We start from the raw sequence: 19,332 nt of genomic DNA, 5'->3' as shown, positions 1-19,332 counted from the left end.
CATCCCGTGCTGACAAAATCAACACAGTCAAAATTCAGTTGGAAGTACGCATTCTAGTTAGCATGCGTCTCTTGGATGCATCTTTTAGATGATGGCAGACAGCTTACCTAAGCTTTTACCGACTTGCTAGTCATGCTTCACCAAAATGTCATAAAAAAGGTCGCCTAATGGCGACCTTAATCATTAGCACACAATAAAGTTAACCTTTAATGCGTTTGTGTAACTCTTGCACTGAGGTCACTTTGATACGATCATCTGCAGCATGCGCTAAACACGTCGCAAAAGCGGCATTTAATGTCGTAGTGTAATTTACCTTATAGCGCAATGCTCCACGGCGGATCTGGCGAGAGTCTTCAATGGCTTGACGACCTTCTGTGGTGTTAACAATGTAGGTATATTCACCATTCTTAATACGATCAAGAATGTGTGGACGACCTTCATGTACCTTGTTAACTAAACGAGGATTAATCCCAGCTTCACCCAAGATAATGGCGGTACCATGAGTGGCATCAATTTGATAACCTAGCTCAATTAACTTAGAGGCTAAATCAGCAACACGTTTTTTATCACTATTACGCACAGATAATAACGCACGACCAGACTTAGGTACTTCAGATGTGGCACCCAGTTGTGCTTTTGCATACGCTTCAGCAAAAGTATCGCCAACGCCCATCACTTCACCAGTTGATCGCATTTCAGGACCTAACAGTGGATCAACACCTGGGAACTTGTTAAATGGCAATACCACTTCTTTGACAGAGAAATAAGGTGGGATCACTTCTTTGGTAAAGTTTTGTGAAATCAGGCTTTGGCCAACCATGACACGCGCGGCAATTTTAGCTAAAGGAACACCTGTCGCTTTAGACACAAACGGGACGGTACGGGCTGCACGTGGATTAACTTCAATCATATAGATTTCGTTATCTTTTACCGCAAACTGCACGTTCATTAAGCCGATTACGCCTAACTCAAAAGCCAATTTAGAGACTTGGTCACGCATTCTCGCCTGAACATCAGCACTTAAGGTATAAGGTGGTAATGAACAACCTGAGTCACCAGAGTGAACCCCTGCTTGTTCAATGTGCTCCATAATGGCGCCAACCACCACAGTTTCACCGTCACATACAGCATCTATATCCACTTCAATGGCATCATCTAAGAAGTGATCAAGTAATACTGGTGATGCATTAGAGACTTTAACCGCTTCATTAAAGTAGCGCAGTAAATCTTGCTTGTCGTAGACGATTTCCATCGCACGGCCGCCCAACACATAAGATGGACGAACTACCAGTGGATAACCGATAATTTCAGCTTCAATCACCGCACTTTCAACCGTCGTCACGGTAGCATTTTCAGGCTGCTTCATGTTTAAACGTTGAATCGCTTGTTGGAAGCGTTCACGGTCTTCTGCACGGTCAATCGCATCAGGACTGGTACCGATAATCGGTACGCCTGCGGCTTCTAATTCTCGCGCGAGTTTAAGCGGGGTTTGACCACCGTATTGTACGATTACGCCTTTTGGCTTTTCGATACGCACGATTTCGAGCACATCTTCTAACGTTACAGGCTCAAAGTACAAGCGATCAGATGTGTCGTAGTCGGTTGATACCGTTTCAGGGTTACAGTTAACCATGATGGTTTCATAACCGTCTTCGCGTAATGCTAATGCCGCATGGACACAACAGTAATCGAACTCAATACCTTGTCCGATACGATTCGGTCCACCACCCAGAATCATGATTTTTTCACGGTTCGATGGGTTAGCTTCACACTCTTCTTCATAGGTTGAATACATGTAAGCTGTATCAGTTGAAAATTCAGCAGCACAAGTATCTACACGCTTATAAACTGGGTGAATTTCATGGCGATGACGTAGTTTACGAATTTCACTTTCATTGACACCTAACACATCGGCTAAACGCGCATCAGAGAAACCTTTACGCTTTAATTGGCGTAAGTAGTTTTTCTCTAAACCTGACATACCCAGTTCAGCGACTTTCGCTTCTTGGTTAATCAAATCTTCGATTTGAACCAAGAACCAATGGTCAATATTAGTCAATGTGAAAATATCGTCACGACTTAACCCTGCACGGAATGCATCAGCGATGTACCAAATACGATCACAACCCGGCTCTTTTAATTCATGACGAATACGTTGCATAGCTTCGGGTGATTGTAAATCAACAACCGAATCAAAACCGTTACGACCCACTTCAAGGCCGCGTAAGGCTTTTTGCAATGACTCTTGGAAAGTACGGCCAATAGCCATTACTTCACCCACAGACTTCATTTGCGTCGTTAAGCGGTCATTTGCACCAGCAAACTTTTCAAAATTAAAACGCGGTATTTTGGTGACAACGTAGTCGATAGCAGGCTCGAACGATGCGGGTGTTTTACCACCAGTAATGTCGTTACTTAGCTCGTCTAATGTGTAACCGACAGCCAGTTTTGCGGCGATTTTAGCAATCGGAAAACCAGTCGCTTTAGAGGCTAATGCAGATGAACGAGATACGCGTGGATTCATCTCAATAATGACCATACGGCCCGTATCAGGACAAATACCAAACTGTACGTTTGAACCACCGGTTTCAACACCAATTTCACGCAATACGGCTAAAGAAGCGTTTCGCATTAATTGATATTCTTTGTCGGTAAGGGTTTGTGCTGGCGCAACGGTAATTGAGTCACCGGTGTGAACACCCATTGGGTCAAAGTTTTCGATAGCACAGACGATAATACAGTTATCGTTGCGGTCACGAACCACTTCCATCTCATATTCTTTCCAACCAATTAATGATTCATCAATCAATAATTCGTTAGTTGGCGACAAGTCTAAGCCTTGAGAACAAATCTCTTCAAACTCTTCTTTGTTGTAAGCAATCCCCCCGCCGCTACCACCCATGGTGAAAGACGGACGAATGATACAGGGAAAGCCCACCATATCTAATACGCCATAAGCTTCATCCATGTTATGCGCAATTCCAGCACGAGGACAATCTAACCCAATAGATTTCATCGCTTTGTCGAAACGACTGCGGTCTTCAGCTTTATCAATCGCATCCGCTGTCGCACCAATCATTTCAACATTAAACTCTTTTAGCACTCCTTTTGCTTCAAGCTGAAGGGCGCAGTTCAGTGCAGTTTGTCCACCCATAGTCGGTAGAATTGCATCAGGACGCTCCTTGGCAATGATGTTGCGTACCACTTCCCAATGTATTGGTTCGATATACGTTGCATCGGCCATTTCAGGGTCGGTCATAATGGTCGCAGGATTAGAGTTGACCAAAATGACACGATAGCCTTCTTCACGAAGCGCTTTACAGGCTTGCGCACCTGAATAATCAAACTCACACGCCTGACCAATAACAATTGGACCGGCACCTAGGATAAGAATACTTTTTATATCTGTACGTTTTGGCATTGCGTCGTCTTCTCCCAGATAACTACTTAGCGTGCTGACGGTATTGTTCAATGAGCTCGATAAAATGATCGAACAGTGGCGCGGCATCGGTTGGGCCTGGACTCGCTTCAGGGTGACCCTGAAAACTAAATGCAGGCTTGTCAGATAGATGAATACCTTGTAATGAACCATCAAATAATGACTTGTGAGTCACCTTAATGTTAGCCGGTAACGTGGTTTCATCGGCAGCAAAACCGTGGTTTTGACTGGTGATCATCACGCTGCCATTTTTAAGATTGCTCACTGGATGGTTTGCACCATGGTGACCAAATTTCATTTTTAAGGTTTTAGCACCAGAGGCAAGCGCTAATAATTGGTGACCTAGACAAATGCCAAATACAGGGATCTCTGTTGTTAATATTTGTTGAATCGCTGTAATGGCGTAGTCGCATGGCTCAGGATCGCCAGGTCCGTTTGATAGGAACACCCCATCTGGGTTCATCGCAAGTACATCGGCAGCCGAGGTTTGCGCGGGTACTACAGTCACATCACAACCACGATCAACCAACATACGCAAAATATTACGTTTTACACCGTAATCGTACGCGACAATTTTATATTTGAGTTCCGCTTCTGGTGTTTCAGACGGTAAACCACCGACTAATTTCCAGCTACCCATGCGCCATGTATACGCTTTATCGGTGGTCACTTCTTTGGCTAAATCCATGCCTTTTAGCCCTGGGAACGCTTTCGCGGCTGCCAGAGCTTTCGCTTCATCTAGGTCGCCGACCATAATACAACCGGCTTGAGCGCCTTTTTCACGCAAAATTCGAGTGAGTTTGCGAGTATCAATATCAGCAATACCAACCACATTATTCGCTTTTAAATAATCGCTTAATGATTGTTGGTTGCGGAAATTACTCGCCATAAGCGGTAAGTCACGAATAATTAAGCCACATGCATGAACCGAATCCGATTCTGTGTCTTCATCATTAGTACCTGTGTTACCGATGTGAGGATAGGTTAATGTTACTATTTGGCGTGAATATGAAGGATCCGTAAGGATCTCTTGGTAACCTGTCATTGAAGTATTAAATACCACTTCACCAACAGATATACCTGTAGCACCAATTGCGGTGCCAGAGAATACGGTTCCATCTTCGAGTACGAGTAAGGCAGACTGTGTCAACGCGACCTCCAGAAAAGAGCCAAGCCACTTAAATTAGGTGTTTTTATTTTGCACTATTTTTATTTTGCATTAAGATATCAATTTTCGTTACATTACGAAATTTTGACAAATTCTAGCGAGTCTATAAGAAATTAACTTTTACGTCTATATTTTGTCGGATTGTTTTCAAAAAAAAACACCAACGAGTGGTGTTTTTATTATCTAGTTCAATCCTAATACTTGCTGCATGTCATACAGACCTGCATTTTGATCTGAGAGCCAAAAAGCCGCCCTCATCGCCCCATTAGCAAAGGTCATCCTGCTCGTTGCTTTATGGGTTATTTCCAACCGTTCGCCCATATCAGCGAACATAGCGGTGTGTTCACCCACAATGTCACCAGCACGAACCGTTGCAAAACCAATGGTATTACGTTCGCGTTCACCGGTAATACCTTCACGTCCAAATACCGCACATTGCTCTAAATCACGACCCAATGTTTGGGCTATAATTTCACCCATTTTAAGCGCGGTACCTGACGGGGCATCTTTTTTATGCCGATGATGGGCTTCGATTATTTCGATATCGGTATAATCACCCATGACTTCTGTCGTCAGTGCGAGCAATTTCCACATCACATTCACACCAACAGACATATTAGGCGCTAACACCACGGGTACTTGTTCTGAATAGGCACCAATTAGCGTTTTTTGAGCATGATTAAAGCCTGTGGTACCGATCACGATTGCTTTGTGATTTTTCGCACACCAATCAAGATAAATAATTGAAGATTCTGGTGAGGTAAAATCGATCAGTACGTCAAAGTCATTAACAACACTATCAAGTGAATCGGTAATAGCAACATTCATTGCGCCGACACCAGCGAGTTCACCAGCATCAACACCAATTAGACTTGACCCGGTACGATCAATAGCAGCGCCAAGTACTATGACTTCTTGCTGTTTAGCAGATTCAATCAGTGTACGGCCCATACGGCCACTGGCACCAACTACAGCAATTCTCACTTTTGCAGTCATTTATTTCTCCCAGTTTTAACTAAAGGTAAACACAAAAACAGCATATACAAAAACGCCTAAGTTAACTTAGGCGTTTTTAATAACTAGATAATTTCTAACAACTCAATTTCGAATACCAAAGCTGAGTAAGGCGGGATTGATGCACCCGCGCCGCGCTCACCGTAAGCTAAGTGATGCGGGACATATAATTTAAGCTTAGTGCCAATAGGCATTAACTGTAATGCTTCAGTCCAACCGGCAATCACGCCAGATACTGGAAACTCAGCAGGCTGGTCACGAGCAACAGAGCTGTCGAATACATCACCACTGATAAAAGTACCATGGTAGTGAGTACGTACAGTTGAATCGTAAGTTGGTTTTTCGCCGTCACCTTGTACAAGCACTTCGTATTGAAGGCCAGACTCAGTTACCGTAATATCATCACGATTTGCGTTTTCTGTTAAGAATGCCTCACCTTCAGCAGCAGCTTCTTCTGCAGCAGCTTCTTGCTCTTCTTGTAAACGACGACTAATTTCAGTAAATGCAACTTGAAGCTCTTCCATTGATACTGCGCTTTCTTTACCGGCAAATGCATCAGCAAGACCAGCCTGAACGGCAGGGATATCAATACCTTCAAAAGAGTTTGCTGCTAGTTGCTCGCCCATTTGACGACCTACACCGTAGCTAGCATGCTGTTCCATTGTGCTGAACAAATCTGACATAATAATTTTCTCTCAATAAACATAAAAAATTCGCACCAGAGTTTATCACAATTAACTGCGTCAATGTTGGCAAAAAACGCTATTTAACGTGAGCCATTTTACACTCAGTCAAAGACTGTTTCCTTGCCTGTGTATAAAGCGGCATCACTTGATTTTGTGCCGCTTGCAAGTCTTCAATGCGATGACTGTGTGACGGATGCGTCGACAACAGCTCTGGCCCTTGCGCACCACCCGCTTTGGCCATGTTTTGCCACAAGGTAATACTTTGGTTAGGATTAAAGCCCGCTTTAGCCATTAACTCAAGACCGACGATATCAGCTTCTGATTCTTGGCTGCGACCAAAGGGTAAAATAATCCCCACTTTAGCCCCTAACCCAAGTCCGGCCATATACAGATCTTTATTGGCAACTCCCGATGCCCCAATAGCAGCATCCGCAGCCTGCATACCCAGCCCTGTTAGCTGGGCACGAGACACTTGCTCGTTACTATGTTGGGCTAATACATGGGCCACTTCATGTCCCATTACAGTAGCAAGCTGATCTTGGTTAACCGCGACGTTTAATAATCCACTATATACGCCAATGTGACCGCCGGGCAATGCAAATACATTCACTTGATCTGATTCAAATAATACTACGTCCCATTGTTGCGACTGAACGGGTAATACTGCCGTAATACGCTTGGCAACACAGTTTACATAGTGGGTTTGCGCTTGGTTTTGACTTATTTTTTCAGTTTTCTTCATGGTCTCAAACGACTGAGCGCCCATCTGCTGCATCTGCGTATCAGAAAAAAGCAAGGTTTGCCCTCGACCTGTCGGCGATTGATTATTCACACAGCCAACTAATAAAGAAGTCAACAACATACTGAGTACTAACGGTTTCATCTGGTAAATCCTTATACTATTCACTTGCCATAGCGGTCAGTAAAATAATTATAGTCATTGATTATGGATAAGCGATGACTCATTTTACTGGGCAAACGTGTTATTGCCAAATGACAATGTCATTATGAGTGGCAGTCGAGACTAGATTACTGAGTATCAATTAAATCAATTAGGTCTTTTTATGGGGTGTAAAGTCACGAATACTGCGTTTGTTGGTTGTGCGTCGATTAGCTTGTTTGTCGCGAGGCGGACGTTTACTGCTTGAGTCGCTCGGTTTATCTGTCACCGGAAAACCCACTAATGCTTGCAAAGGTAATGCCTTTTGTGTCAACGCACGAATGGCATTTAAGCTTTCCATTTCACTATGACTCACCAAAGATATTGCAACACCTTGCAACCCAGCTCGGGCAGTACGGCCTATTCGATGGACATATACAGGAGCACTATTGGGTAAGTTAGCGTTTATCACCACAGGTAACGCTTCAATATCGATCCCACGAGCGAGTAAATCCGTTGCCACTAATACACTCACTTTTTGGGCTTTAAAATCAGCCAATGTCTGTCGGCGTAATGTTTGATCTTTATCGCCGTGAAGCGCGGCAGATGAAATTCCGGCTTTGAGTAGCTTTTTGGTTAATGAATCAGCATCATCTTTAGCATTAATAAACACTAAAACTTGCGACCATTGATGTTGATTAATCAAATTAATCAAGGCTTGTGCCTTGCTGCCTTTATTGACTAAATACAATTGTTGCTCAATTTCATCCACGGCGCTATTCAGGACGTTTGCTTCAATTCTTTGGCAGTTTTTGGACAAGACTTGCTGGGTTAATTGCACTAATGGCTCTGGAAATGTTGCTGAAAATAATAATGTCTGTCTGTTTGGCATTAGCGCTAATAGCTTGGTGATATCGGCTATAAATCCCATATCGAGTAAACGATCGGCTTCATCAAGCACTAATCGTTTTACTGAGCTCAAATCCACTATTTTCTGCTGGGTCAATTCCAATAACCGCCCCGGTGTAGCCACTATAATGTCTGCAGGCTTGTGTAAACGATCAACTTGTAACGATTGTAATTCTCCTCCGCAAAGCAAATCCATTGTGATATCAAGCGCCATTGCTATAGGGTTAAGAGTATCATGCACCTGTGAAGCCAGCTCTCTGGTTGGCACAATGACTAAAGCCTGTATTGCCGTTATATCGGCATTAACCTGGGCATTAACAGTCTGCAGTAAAGGGAGACCATAAGCATAGGTTTTGCCACTGCCAGTCTGCGCCAAGGCTAGTACATCTTTTCCGGCCAAAATAGCTGGAATAGCCAGAGTTTGAATACGAGTCGGCTCGTGGAGCCTTGCCGGTAATGCAGACAGTAAAGCAGGAGATAACGCTAAGGTTGAAAAAGGCATGGGATTATCACTAAGTGAACAATGGACGAAGTCTACTGAGGACGGTTGCAGAAGTAAAATAACTCACTATAAATAAAAAGGTTGCTTACCCTTGAGGTAAACAACCTTAATCGTCGTACGAGATAAAATAGGGCTATTAGCTATTTAAGTCTTGAAAAAAACTTTTAACCCCATCAAAAAAACCTTCTGCTTTTGGGCTATGTTTTTTTGATTCACCGGTTAATGTCGCTTCAAACTCCCGCAGTAACTCTTTTTGCGTGTCATTCAGATTAACAGGTGTTTCCATTACGACTTTGCACAACAAGTCGCCTACTGCATGGCTGCGAACTGACTTGACCCCTTTACCGCGTAAACGGAACATACGCCCAGTTTGAGTTTCTGTTGGGATCTTAAGGCTAACTTTGCCATCTAAGGTTGGTACTTCAATCTCGCCGCCTAATGCCGCTTTACTAAATGAAATAGGCACTTCACAGTATAGATTGTTGGCATCACGGGTAAAGATAGCGTGTTCACGTACACTGACCTGAACATATAAATCACCAGGAGGAGCGCCAAACTCGCCCGCTTCACCTTCACTGGTCAAACGAATGCGGTCACCCGTATCAACACCGGCTGGAATTTTAACTGACAGTGTTTTACTTTGTTCAACACGGCCTTCACCATGACATTTGCCACAAGGATCTTTAATGATTTTACCGCGACCATGACAAGTAGGACAGGCTTGCTGAACAGCAAAAAAGCCTTGGCGCATTTGTACTTGGCCTTGGCCATGACAAGTACCACAGGTGCTTGCCGAGGTACCTTTTTTAGCACCACTACCGTCACATAAATCACACGCGGCTAATGTCGGAATTCGCAGCTCTTTGGTCAATCCTCGTACGGCTTCTTCCAAAGACAATTCAAGGTTGTAACGTAAATCACTGCCTCGTGCAGCTTGACGTTGACCACCTCGGCGGCCACCACCAAAAATATCGCCGAAAACATCACCGAAGATGTCGCCAAAATCACCTTGGCCACCGCCGTGTCCACCACGATTAGGATCGACACCTGCATGACCAAATTGATCATAAGCCGCTTTCTTGTCGCTGTCGGTTAAAATTTCGTACGCTTCTTTAATTTCTTTAAAGCTGGCTTCTGCGGCTTTGTCACCCGGATTACGGTCAGGGTGAAATTTCATCGCTAAGCGTTTGTACGCTTTTTTAATTTCGCGTTCACTGGTGTCTCGTCCAACACCTAGAACTTCGTAATAATCACGCTTTGACATAGTGTTCAGTTTCTCGAAGGTGTGAGTAATTTGATAAACTTAATTTATACAAACGGGCGTTTGAGGATAACCCCAACGCCCGCTTTAATAGTAACTAACTGAAATTGCTAATTACTTTTTGTCTTCTTTAACTTCTTCGAACTCAGCATCAACAACATCATCAGCAGGCTTATCTTGGCCAGCATCTTGCGCTTGACCTTCTGCATCACCTTGAGCTTTAGCTTGAGCAATTTCCATTAGCTTAGCAGACGCTTCGATCAGACCTTGAGTCGCGGTATCAATGGCTTCTTTATCTTTGCCTTTAATGGCCGTTTCTAAAGTGGCGATTGCCGCTTCAATCTTTTCTTTTTCGTCGCTAGCTAACGCATCACCGGCTTCTTCAACTTGTTTTTTAGTTGAATGAGCTAAGCCATCGGCTTGGTTACGTGCATGAACTAACTCTTCAAATTTCGCATCTTCATCAGCATGAGCTTCTGCGTCACGTACCATTTGTTCAACTTCTTCATCAGACAAACCTGAAGACGCTTTAATGGTGATGTTTTGTTTCTTACCTGTTTTCTTGTCTGTTGCAGACACATGTAAGATACCATCAGCATCGATGTCGAACATCACTTCTACTTGTGGTTGGCCACGTGGTGCTGGCTCAATACCTTCAAGGTTGAATTGACCTAATGACTTGTTCGCACTTGCTTGCTTACGCTCACCTTGAAGTACATGGATAGTCACGGCACTTTGGTTGTCGTCAGCGGTTGAGAATACTTGCTGAGCTTTAGTCGGGATAGTGGTGTTCTTCTCGATAAGCTTAGTCATCACACTGCCCATGGTTTCAATACCAAGAGATAGTGGTGTAACGTCAAGTAGAAGTACGTCTTTCACTTCACCAGAAAGTACGCCAGCTTGAATGGCTGCGCCAACGGCAACCGCTTCATCTGGGTTAACGTCTTTACGTGGCTCTTTGCCGAAGAAGTTAGTGACCGCTTCTTGTACTTTAGGCATACGAGTCTGACCACCAACAAGAATCACTTCATTGATGTCTGAAATTGATAAATCAGCATCAGCTAAGGCAACTTTTAACGGCTCTAGAGTACGTTGAATTAAGTCTTCAACCAATGACTCTAACTTGGCACGGGTAATTTTAACCACTAAGTGCTTAGGACCTGTTGCATCGGCTGTGATGTAAGGTAAGTTGACTTCAGTGTGGTTAGTGCTTGAAAGTTCGATTTTTGCTTTTTCAGCGGCTTCTTTCAAACGTTGCATAGCCAATGGATCGCGACGTAGATCTAAACCTTGGTCTTTTTTGAACTCATCGGCTAAATAGTTGATCAAACGGTTATCAAAGTCTTCACCACCTAAGTGAGTGTCACCATTGGTTGCTAACACTTCAAATGTTTGATCGCCATCATTGCTGTCGATTTCGATGATAGAGATATCGAATGTACCACCACCTAAGTCGTATACTGCAACAACGTTATCGCCTTGCTTCTTATCGATACCGTATGCAAGAGCAGCAGCAGTAGGCTCGTTGATGATACGCTTAACATCAAGACCTGCGATACGACCGGCATCTTTCGTTGCTTGACGTTGTGAATCGTTAAAGTAAGCAGGAACAGTAATAACCGCTTCGGTTACTTCTTCACCTAAAAAGTCTTCTGCTGTTTTCTTCATCTTTTTCAAGATTTCAGCAGAAACTTGTGGTGGTGCCATTTTATTTCCACGTGACTCAACCCATGCATCACCATTATCAGCTCCGATAATTTTGAATGGCATGATGTTCACATCACGTTGAACTTCGTCATCTTTAAAACGACGTCCAATTAAACGCTTAATGGCGAAAAAGGTGTTTGTTGGGTTGGTTACCGCTTGACGCTTGGCAGGTTGGCCAACAATAATTTCATCTTCGGTATAAGCGATGATTGATGGGGTTGTACGCTCACCCTCTGCGTTTTCGATTACGCGTGCTTTGCCGCCATCAAGGACTGCAACACACGAGTTTGTTGTGCCTAAATCGATACCAATAATTTTGCCCATGGGGTCCTCCGGAATTGACGTTATTCGTCGCTAATATGTTATTTGATGTTGATATGGGGATGATCAGCAAGTATTTCAAGCATTTTGTTACTTAACTTGAGATTCATAATTGACCACTCATATCAGCCTTGATACCTATATTGGGACAACAAAGTGAATTACAAGGGGATAAGTAAAATTTATCATCTAAAATTTATCATCAATTGCAGATATCGTTATAGCGCCAAGCTAAGTAAGTAAAGGGATATTATTTATCAATGCCATTGGCGGCTTAAGTGACCATAATAGTGAAAGCAACAACCGTGAGGTCAGCCCAATCGGGTACTGATATGATTTAGGCGCGGTATTATTATGGGCGACAGTGGCGACCGCCTTTTAAGTGCATTCGTTTTTTTAGCTCGTTACAACGGAGGTTGGTCGCAGTATTAACCTTAATAATGGCGTTGTTAATTATTCTGCCGTTTTAGCAATTTAATCCTCAACCGACAATATTAGCGCTAGGGTACTTTTAACACCGGTATTATTGATTGGTATTATTAATTGGAGGTTGAATTAGATACTAGGTTCTAGTGTCGCTGCTATAGCGGACTACGTCCTGCTAGTTCGCTACGCGGATAGAGCGCTGCGCTTCTAGAGCGGACTGCGTCCTGCTAGGGACAGCTTCGCTGCTAAGATCCTAGGCCGCTATGCGGATAGGCTGTTGATTTTATAGAATCTAGCAGCGAAGCGCTCTAGCCTCTAGGCCTATTACTTTTAGCTTATATAAAATCTAGCTGCTAGGCCTTTATTGTCATAAGCAACGCAAACAACACCGGTTATTGTCTACTGGTATAATCCCCCCAAGCTAGCCACTTATACGTGGTCAGTGCATCTAACCCCATCGGACCTCGGGCATGCAGCTTCTGCGTACTCACGGCCACTTCGGCGCCAAGGCCAAACTGTGAACCATCAGTAAAACGAGTACTGGCATTAACATACACAGCCGCTGAATCAACTCGGTTCAAAAAGTCACTCGCCGTATGAATGTTATCCGTTAAAATGGCCTCAGAATGCCCAGTAGAATATTGACGAATATGCGCCACAGCTTCGTCAATATGATTGACGATTTTGATCCCTAATGTGAGCGATAACCACTCGGTTGAGAATGACTCATCATGTGCCGGTGTCACCTCAAAACCTAACCCCTCAAGATAAGGTAAGGAGCTTGCACAAGCATGGAAGCGAACGCCCAACGAGTGCAAATGTGATGCTATATTGGGAATAAACTCGGCAGCAACGTGTTGATGTACTAACAAAGTATCCAGTGCATTACACACAGTAGGGCGCTGAACCTTAGCGTTGGCAATCACCTCGATTGCGCGCACTAAATCGGCTTGCTTATCGACAAATAAATGACAAATACCAATGCCACCTAAAATCACCGGAATACTCGACTGCTCAGCACACAATCGCTGCAGATTATGGCCACCGCGAGGAATAATCATATCCACATATTTGTCGAGTCTAAGTAAGCCGCTAACAAGACTACGCTCTGGTGAATCGATTAGCTGTACAGCATCTTTAGGCAAGTCTTCGCTAACAAGCGCATCACGGATCACGTCACTTAATACTTTATTTGTGGTTAAGGTTTCTTTACCGCCACGCAAAATCACTGCATTACCGGTTTTTAATGCTAACACGGCTATATCCACAGTGACATTTGGGCGAGCCTCATAAATAACCCCCACCACACCTACTGGCACACTGCGACGAGTTAATCGTAAGCCGTTATCTAATACCCGACTTTCAGCTTCTTTGCCGATAGGATCAGCCAGTACGATAACATTATCAATGTCGGTAATAATAGCGCCCAAGCGCCCCTCATCAAGCATCAATCTGTCTATCATAGCTTCAGTTAAACCATTTTGTTTCGCCGCGGCAACATCTTGCGCATTCGCTTGTAAAATATCATTTTTACGCAGTGCTAAGCGATCGGCAATTGTCATTAATAATACCGATTTTTGTTTAGCGGTTAAACTCGCTAAGATAAAACTTGCTGCCTTAGCGCGTTGCCCTAATTGGGTTAAATATTCTGTTTCTGAGGCTGACATCTGCTTATCCTTAATTATCAAGTATGACCATATCATTGCGATGAACCACTGCATCACCGTAGTTATAGCCTAGTAAACTTTCTATCTCATCAGAGTGTTTACCGCTAATTTTGGTTAGATCATTGGCACAATATCGACTAATTCCTTTAGCCAAAATCTTGCCTGTTTGATTAACAATGAGTAAGGTCGCACCACGCTCAAAATGACCTTCAATATCAACAATACCTTTTGATAATAAGCTGCGACCATTAGCAACCACCGCGACAGAGGCGCCGGCATCAACAATTAATTTCCCTTGTGATGCGGGGCCAGCAAGGATCCATTGTTTACGACTCTCTAATGGGTTTTCTATCGCACTAAAATGAGTGCCAACCGACTCCCTAGCAGCCACTTTGGCAATCACATCAGGGTGATGTCCAGACGCTATCACGACTTCGATGCCTGCACGGCGCGCCACATCGGCCGCTTCTAGTTTAGTTGCCATCCCGCCGGTGCCAAGTCCGGAAACAGAGCCGCCAGCCAGTAAACGTAAACTGTCATCAATATTGACGACTTGTTTAATCAATTGCGCATTAGGATGAGTGCGAGGATCGGCATCAAATAAGCCTTTTTGATCAGTGAGTAAGATGAGTAAGTCAGCATCACAGAGCAGTGCGGCCCGCGCAGACAAATTATCATTATCACCGACTTTAATCTCATTGGTTGCGACGGCATCATTTTCGTTAATAATAGGGATAATATTATGCGCTAATAATGCATTTAAGGTGTCGCGGGCATTAAGGTAACGTTCGCGATCTTGTAAATCTGCACGCGTTAATAATAGTTGGCCAACTTGTAAACCATAAATACTGAATAATTGTGACCACGCCAAAATTAACTGACCTTGACCCACAGCAGCAAGTAACTGTTTGTTCGCCATAGTATCGGGCAACACCGGATAATGTAAATGCTCTCGCCCAGCAGCAATAGCACCCGATGTACACAAAACCACCTCAATGCCTGAACGCATAAGCGAAGCCATTTGCCTGGCTAATTCAACCATATGTGCTCTATCAAGCTTCTTACTGCCAGATGTCAGCACACTGGTACCCAACTTAACTACTACGCGGCGATAACCCATTTGTTTTACTCAATTTACCAAAACATTCAGTCCATTTTTATACCTAATTCACTCGATAATTCATAGTAAAAGCCGCTAATAGTAGATTATTTATCTAGATTAACCTCGGCTCGGGATAATAAACGGTTATCAAACAGTTCTTTGCCCCGCTAACTGCATTGCATTGACTTGCAATAGGCCGGCTATTGATGCGTCAATACGCCTTATTAGAAAAACAAAAAAAGGGCTATTAGCCCTTTTTTTATTGGCCTTCGCCAATTTATTACCGTTTGCCCATATTCATGGGATGCCCGTTAACCATAAATAAACTTGGCAATAAACAATGCCGCCACCACTAGAATACCTGAATTTAAATCTTTAAAACGCCCTGTCAGCAATTTGATCACCGCATAAGAAATAAACCCAAGACCAATAGCATTGGCAATAGAAAAAGTTAACGGCATTAATAAGCAAGTGACTACTACAGGAGCCGCTTCAGTTATATCGTCCCAATCAACATTCACTAACCCCGACATCATTAAGATAGCAACATAAAACAATGTCCCTGTTGTCGCATAAGCTGGCACCATAGCGGCTAAGGGCGAGAAAAATAATGACGCTATAAATAACAATCCAACGACTACTGCGGTTAAACCAGTACGACCGCCGGCACTCACCCCAGCAATACTTTCAATGTAGCTCGTGGTGGTTGATGTACCCAATGCTGCACCGGTAATGGTGGCAACGCTATCGGCGGTTAAAGCACGTTTTACACGAGGTAAACGCCCTTTTTCATCAAGTAATCCACCGCGTTGTGCAACAGCAATTAGGGTGCCTGATGTGTCAAATAGATCGACAAACAAAAAGGCAAACACCACAGATAGCATGCTCACTTCTAATACACTCGACAGGTCCATTTTCATAAATGTCGGTGCGATAGACGGTGGCATAGCCATTAACCCTTGATACTGCACATCACCAAAAAAGATGCCTAAAATCGTCACGATCAGAATACTGAAAATAACCGCGGCCTTTAGACCGCGATGAACCATGGCAATAATCAAGAAAAAACTTAACGCAGCCATCACAGCAGGAAACGAAGTAATATCCCCCATGGTCACTAACGTAGCCGGACTTGCTATCACAATCCCAGCATTTTTTAAGCCTATTAACGCTAAAAACAACCCAATACCGGCCGCAATACCAAAACGCAACGACATAGGAATACTATTGACAATCCATTCACGAATTCTGACTAAGGATAAAATCAAGAAGCACACCCCAGACATAAACACAGCGCCAAGTGCGGTTTCCCAGCTATAACCCATTTCCCCTACAACCGTGTAAGTAAAAAAGGCATTCAGTCCCATACCGGGGGCTAATGCAATAGGATAATTTGCCAATAACCCCATGACTAAACAACCAATCGCTGCGGCTAAACATGTTGCAACAAATACCGCACCATGGTCCATCCCGGCATCAGCAAGCATCATAGGGTTGACAAAAATGATGTAGGCCATTGTTAAAAAGGTAGTAAGTCCGGCCACAGCCTCTTGCTTAAGACTTGTGTTGTTCTGTTTAAGTTTAAATAATTTTTCTAACATGGAACGCGGTTCCTTGGGCAAAGGTTAAAATTGAATTAATAGCGTTAATAGTTTTGACAGTGTTATTAGCTACAGATGAGGATGCGGTAAGCCATATACCGCTTAACATTGTCACTACGTCGACATCTTTACAGAGGGCTTACTTTAATGCGGGGGAATTATAAGTACTTACGACCTTGATAGCTATAAATAGCCTTTTTCCTGAAAGATTTCAGTTTTTTATATAGCGCACGAAACTGCGACAATTCAGCTAATAACATCCTAAATCAATGCCGCTAACACTAAAACGATCCCAAATCACTACAACTAAATTATCACACCAAAATTGGGACAAAAAAAAGCCTACTCAATAGAGTAGGCAGACATGTTACAAGCATCCCATATGGGGAGAGGAAAACTAGCATCACTTAACATGATGAGGCGATAAATTAATTTACCACCCTGTCTAAAAACGTCAAACAAGACGAACAAAAGGTTGATGAATATTAAAACGACGTAAAGAGGGTCAATTCTTAACGTTTCATGGCGAATATACCGCCACGTAAAACGGTTACATCAGCAAACCAAGTGTTTTGCCAATAAAATTTGCTGTTACCTGTATAAGACATGGTCTTCTCCTGAATAATGTAAAGTTGCATAAACCTAGTAAAGCTTGGCTCGATTCCCTGGAACGTACATTTCTCAAATCCATTGAGACAACTTGTCACTCAGATCCTTGGAGGCTATATCCATCCTGGATTAACTAGAGCCGACAACCACAATGCTTGTCGACCCGATGAATTATACCGAACTGTAATTAAATTACAAGTATTATCGGCTTTAATTCACAAAAAACGCATTAAAAGTGACTTTATTACATTAAACCCGGATTATAATTATGTAATTATATTGTAAATAGCATGTTTTATTTATATTAAAATCTATAATATCATGCACTTAATAAGGTATTTACCACAACTTAGACAAGTGTAATAAAGCAACCAAAGGGCTTGCCGTTGGCTTACCATAGAGAGGATCGCCCTCAACAGCACTGCCAGCAATATCAATATGAGTGAATGCCAGTGTTGTTTGCATTAGTCCAGAGGCTTTTATTAAGAATGCTGCAGGATATTGATGTCCGCGAGCCGTAATTGAAGACGGTCCATTATTAGAAGACACCACATCGGCAACGCCATTTTTATCGGCAACCTTGTCAAAATCCTCAGTGCGTAAGCGAGAGACCTCGAACGGCTCACCCCATAATTCACCCACGTCTGCTAATAATGCGGCGACGCCTTGCTGTTTAGCGGCGCTATTTTCAACTAATGCTGGATAACCACCGTACGCGCGCACGACGTGACCGGTTAATGTTGCCAACGAAAATAATTGTGGATTCACAGCTGTTTGTGCCTGTATACGCAAATGTGATAACAAGTCAGCTAACACTAAACGACCTTCGGCATCAGTATTACCTATGCGAACTCGTACACCCGCATGGCTAGTAATAATTTCATCGGTGACAAACGCATCACTGCCGATACTATTTCTAACCAACCCAAGCTCTGCAACCACTTTGATACCTTTAGGTTTAAGTATCGACAATGCTTTCATTAATCCGGCGACAGCAGCTGCACCGCCTTTATCACGACTCATACCTGCCATAGAACCGGCCACTTTAATGTCAGCCCCGCCAGTATCGTAAATCACCCCTTTGCCCGCAAAGAATAACGTTTTTGTTATTGTTCCTTCGCCAACATATTCAAGCTTTACCACTCGAGGATGATGACGTTCAACCCCAAATGAGCTTCTGCCAACCGCACTCAATAGGGGATATTGCGCCTTCAACTGCTCCACTTGATCAATCACAGACACAGCTAAACCGCTATCAGCAAAAGCATCAATACAATATTGTGCAAACCCAATAGCGGACATCCGCTCAGGCTCTGTACCGCAGAGATCGCGTGCCAACACTCGCCCGGACTCCGCAGCATTAAGTAACATACTGTGTGCCGATGTATTCAATAATCCGATAGCCTCTAAACTTGGTAGTAATGACTTTGCTTCTCGCGCCTCTAAGGGTTGCCATAGCTCTTGCCCACACGCCAATGCTGCAACTTGTTCTGCATAGACAAAACGTTTATCGCTCACGGCGGGGACCACTAACAAAGGTTTAATGGCTCCCGCTGCTTTGGCAATGGCAATACCTTCTCGGGCGGCTTTAGCAAAAATTCTGACATCGCTGTACTCGTTAACGCTATCGGTCACGGGCGAGATAATCAAGCGACCGCCGGCTAAGCCAGGTGCAAATAATAGTGTTGCACTTTTACCGACACGCATATCGATTTGACTGGCGTGCGCCGCCAGTAAACTGATTTCATCTTGCTTAATCTCAGCCAAACTTGTCGCGACGACGACTACCGCATCCCAACCTTCACCTTCAAAAATGGCTTCATCACTGGCGACATCAATAATGGGCACTTGAAATGCAGTAACAGCTTTGTTTGCTTGGTTCATAAAAAATCCTTAATCAATGGGTATACCGGTAGATTGATGGGTTCATAATTATTTACAGGTTTTGTGGACTAAACCTTGGCAAATTGATATCGCAATATCAAGTAACCGCGCAGAATATGTTAAAATAAATGACATTATATTTTGTGTCGTATATCG

At 43.4% G+C, this 19,332-nt stretch carries 12 protein-coding genes; all 12 read right to left on the bottom strand.

What is annotated here, in order from left to right; translation table 11 throughout:
• Positions 1-199: 199 nt before the first annotated feature.
• The 12 genes from carB to AAEY93_RS11510 all read right to left on the bottom strand — a co-directional run bounded on the left by carB (position 200) and on the right by AAEY93_RS11510 (position 19,176).
• Complete coding sequence (gene carB / locus AAEY93_RS11565; protein ID WP_124012081.1) at positions 200-3,421, bottom strand: carbamoyl-phosphate synthase large subunit; 3,222 nt, start codon at positions 3,419-3,421, stop codon at positions 200-202.
• 22 nt (positions 3,422-3,443) lie between these two features.
• A complete protein-coding gene (gene carA / locus AAEY93_RS11560; RefSeq protein ID WP_124012082.1) occupies positions 3,444-4,601 on the bottom strand; it encodes a glutamine-hydrolyzing carbamoyl-phosphate synthase small subunit in 1,158 nt (385 codons plus the stop codon).
• Between the two features lie 189 nt (positions 4,602-4,790).
• Positions 4,791-5,603 (bottom strand): 4-hydroxy-tetrahydrodipicolinate reductase, encoded by an 813-nt coding sequence (gene dapB, locus AAEY93_RS11555; RefSeq protein ID WP_124012083.1) that lies wholly within the window; start codon positions 5,601-5,603, stop codon positions 4,791-4,793.
• Positions 5,604-5,686: 83 nt separating this feature from the next.
• Positions 5,687-6,304 carry a BamJ family beta-barrel-assembly machinery protein gene (gene bamJ, locus AAEY93_RS11550; protein ID WP_101032529.1) on the bottom strand — a complete coding sequence of 206 codons (618 nt, stop codon included), beginning with the start codon at positions 6,302-6,304 and terminating at the stop codon, positions 5,687-5,689.
• A gap of 79 nt (positions 6,305-6,383) precedes the next feature.
• Positions 6,384-7,190 (bottom strand): M48 family metallopeptidase, encoded by an 807-nt coding sequence (locus tag AAEY93_RS11545; protein ID WP_351077010.1) that lies wholly within the window; start codon positions 7,188-7,190, stop codon positions 6,384-6,386.
• Positions 7,191-7,359: 169 nt separating this feature from the next.
• A complete protein-coding gene (locus AAEY93_RS11540) occupies positions 7,360-8,598 on the bottom strand; it encodes a DEAD/DEAH box helicase (protein WP_124012085.1) in 1,239 nt (412 codons plus the stop codon).
• A 136-nt stretch (positions 8,599-8,734) separates the two neighbouring features.
• Positions 8,735-9,862 carry a molecular chaperone DnaJ gene (gene dnaJ / locus AAEY93_RS11535; RefSeq protein ID WP_101032532.1) on the bottom strand — a complete coding sequence of 376 codons (1,128 nt, stop codon included), beginning with the start codon at positions 9,860-9,862 and terminating at the stop codon, positions 8,735-8,737.
• A gap of 111 nt (positions 9,863-9,973) precedes the next feature.
• Positions 9,974-11,890: a molecular chaperone DnaK gene (gene dnaK / locus AAEY93_RS11530; protein ID WP_124012086.1), complete on the bottom strand. Its 1,917-nt coding sequence runs from the start codon at positions 11,888-11,890 to the stop codon at positions 9,974-9,976.
• A gap of 815 nt (positions 11,891-12,705) precedes the next feature.
• On the bottom strand, positions 12,706-13,980 hold the full coding sequence (locus AAEY93_RS11525; RefSeq protein ID WP_351077005.1) for a glutamate-5-semialdehyde dehydrogenase: 1,275 nt from the start codon (positions 13,978-13,980) through the stop codon (positions 12,706-12,708).
• A gap of 10 nt (positions 13,981-13,990) precedes the next feature.
• Positions 13,991-15,100 carry a glutamate 5-kinase gene (gene proB, locus AAEY93_RS11520; RefSeq protein ID WP_101032535.1) on the bottom strand — a complete coding sequence of 370 codons (1,110 nt, stop codon included), beginning with the start codon at positions 15,098-15,100 and terminating at the stop codon, positions 13,991-13,993.
• 293 nt (positions 15,101-15,393) lie between these two features.
• Positions 15,394-16,683: an NCS2 family permease gene (locus tag AAEY93_RS11515; RefSeq protein WP_101032536.1), complete on the bottom strand. Its 1,290-nt coding sequence runs from the start codon at positions 16,681-16,683 to the stop codon at positions 15,394-15,396.
• A gap of 948 nt (positions 16,684-17,631) precedes the next feature.
• The gene (locus AAEY93_RS11510) at positions 17,632-19,176 is read right to left on the bottom strand and encodes a M17 family metallopeptidase (protein WP_351077000.1); all 1,545 of its coding nucleotides are present in this window, start codon (positions 19,174-19,176) and stop codon (positions 17,632-17,634) included.
• Between the last annotated feature and the right edge of the window lie 156 nt (positions 19,177-19,332).

The sequence above is a fragment of the Shewanella sp. CAL98-MNA-CIBAN-0140 genome (assembly GCF_040309905.1).
GTDB lineage: Bacteria > Pseudomonadota > Gammaproteobacteria > Enterobacterales > Shewanellaceae > Shewanella > Shewanella psychromarinicola.
Note: the sequence above shows the minus strand (reverse complement) of the source record. Positions and strands in the feature narration are given on the sequence as shown.

Excerpts from the sequence above, each read along its gene's own strand:
- carB (WP_124012081.1), bottom strand. The coding sequence starts at position 3,421 with ATGCCAAAACGTACAGATATAAAAAGTATTCTTATCCTAGGTGCCGGT.
- dapB (WP_124012083.1), bottom strand. The coding sequence starts at position 5,603 with ATGACTGCAAAAGTGAGAATTGCTGTAGTTGGTGCCAGTGGCCGTATG.
- bamJ (WP_101032529.1), bottom strand. The coding sequence starts at position 6,304 with ATGTCAGATTTGTTCAGCACAATGGAACAGCATGCTAGCTACGGTGTA.
- AAEY93_RS11545 (WP_351077010.1), bottom strand. The coding sequence starts at position 7,190 with ATGAAACCGTTAGTACTCAGTATGTTGTTGACTTCTTTATTAGTTGGC.
- AAEY93_RS11540 (WP_124012085.1), bottom strand. The coding sequence starts at position 8,598 with ATGCCTTTTTCAACCTTAGCGTTATCTCCTGCTTTACTGTCTGCATTA.
- dnaJ (WP_101032532.1), bottom strand. The coding sequence starts at position 9,862 with ATGTCAAAGCGTGATTATTACGAAGTTCTAGGTGTTGGACGAGACACC.
- dnaK (WP_124012086.1), bottom strand. The coding sequence starts at position 11,890 with ATGGGCAAAATTATTGGTATCGATTTAGGCACAACAAACTCGTGTGTT.
- AAEY93_RS11525 (WP_351077005.1), bottom strand. The coding sequence starts at position 13,980 with ATGTCAGCCTCAGAAACAGAATATTTAACCCAATTAGGGCAACGCGCT.
- proB (WP_101032535.1), bottom strand. The coding sequence starts at position 15,100 with ATGGGTTATCGCCGCGTAGTAGTTAAGTTGGGTACCAGTGTGCTGACA.
- AAEY93_RS11515 (WP_101032536.1), bottom strand. The coding sequence starts at position 16,683 with ATGTTAGAAAAATTATTTAAACTTAAACAGAACAACACAAGTCTTAAG.
- AAEY93_RS11510 (WP_351077000.1), bottom strand. The coding sequence starts at position 19,176 with ATGAACCAAGCAAACAAAGCTGTTACTGCATTTCAAGTGCCCATTATT.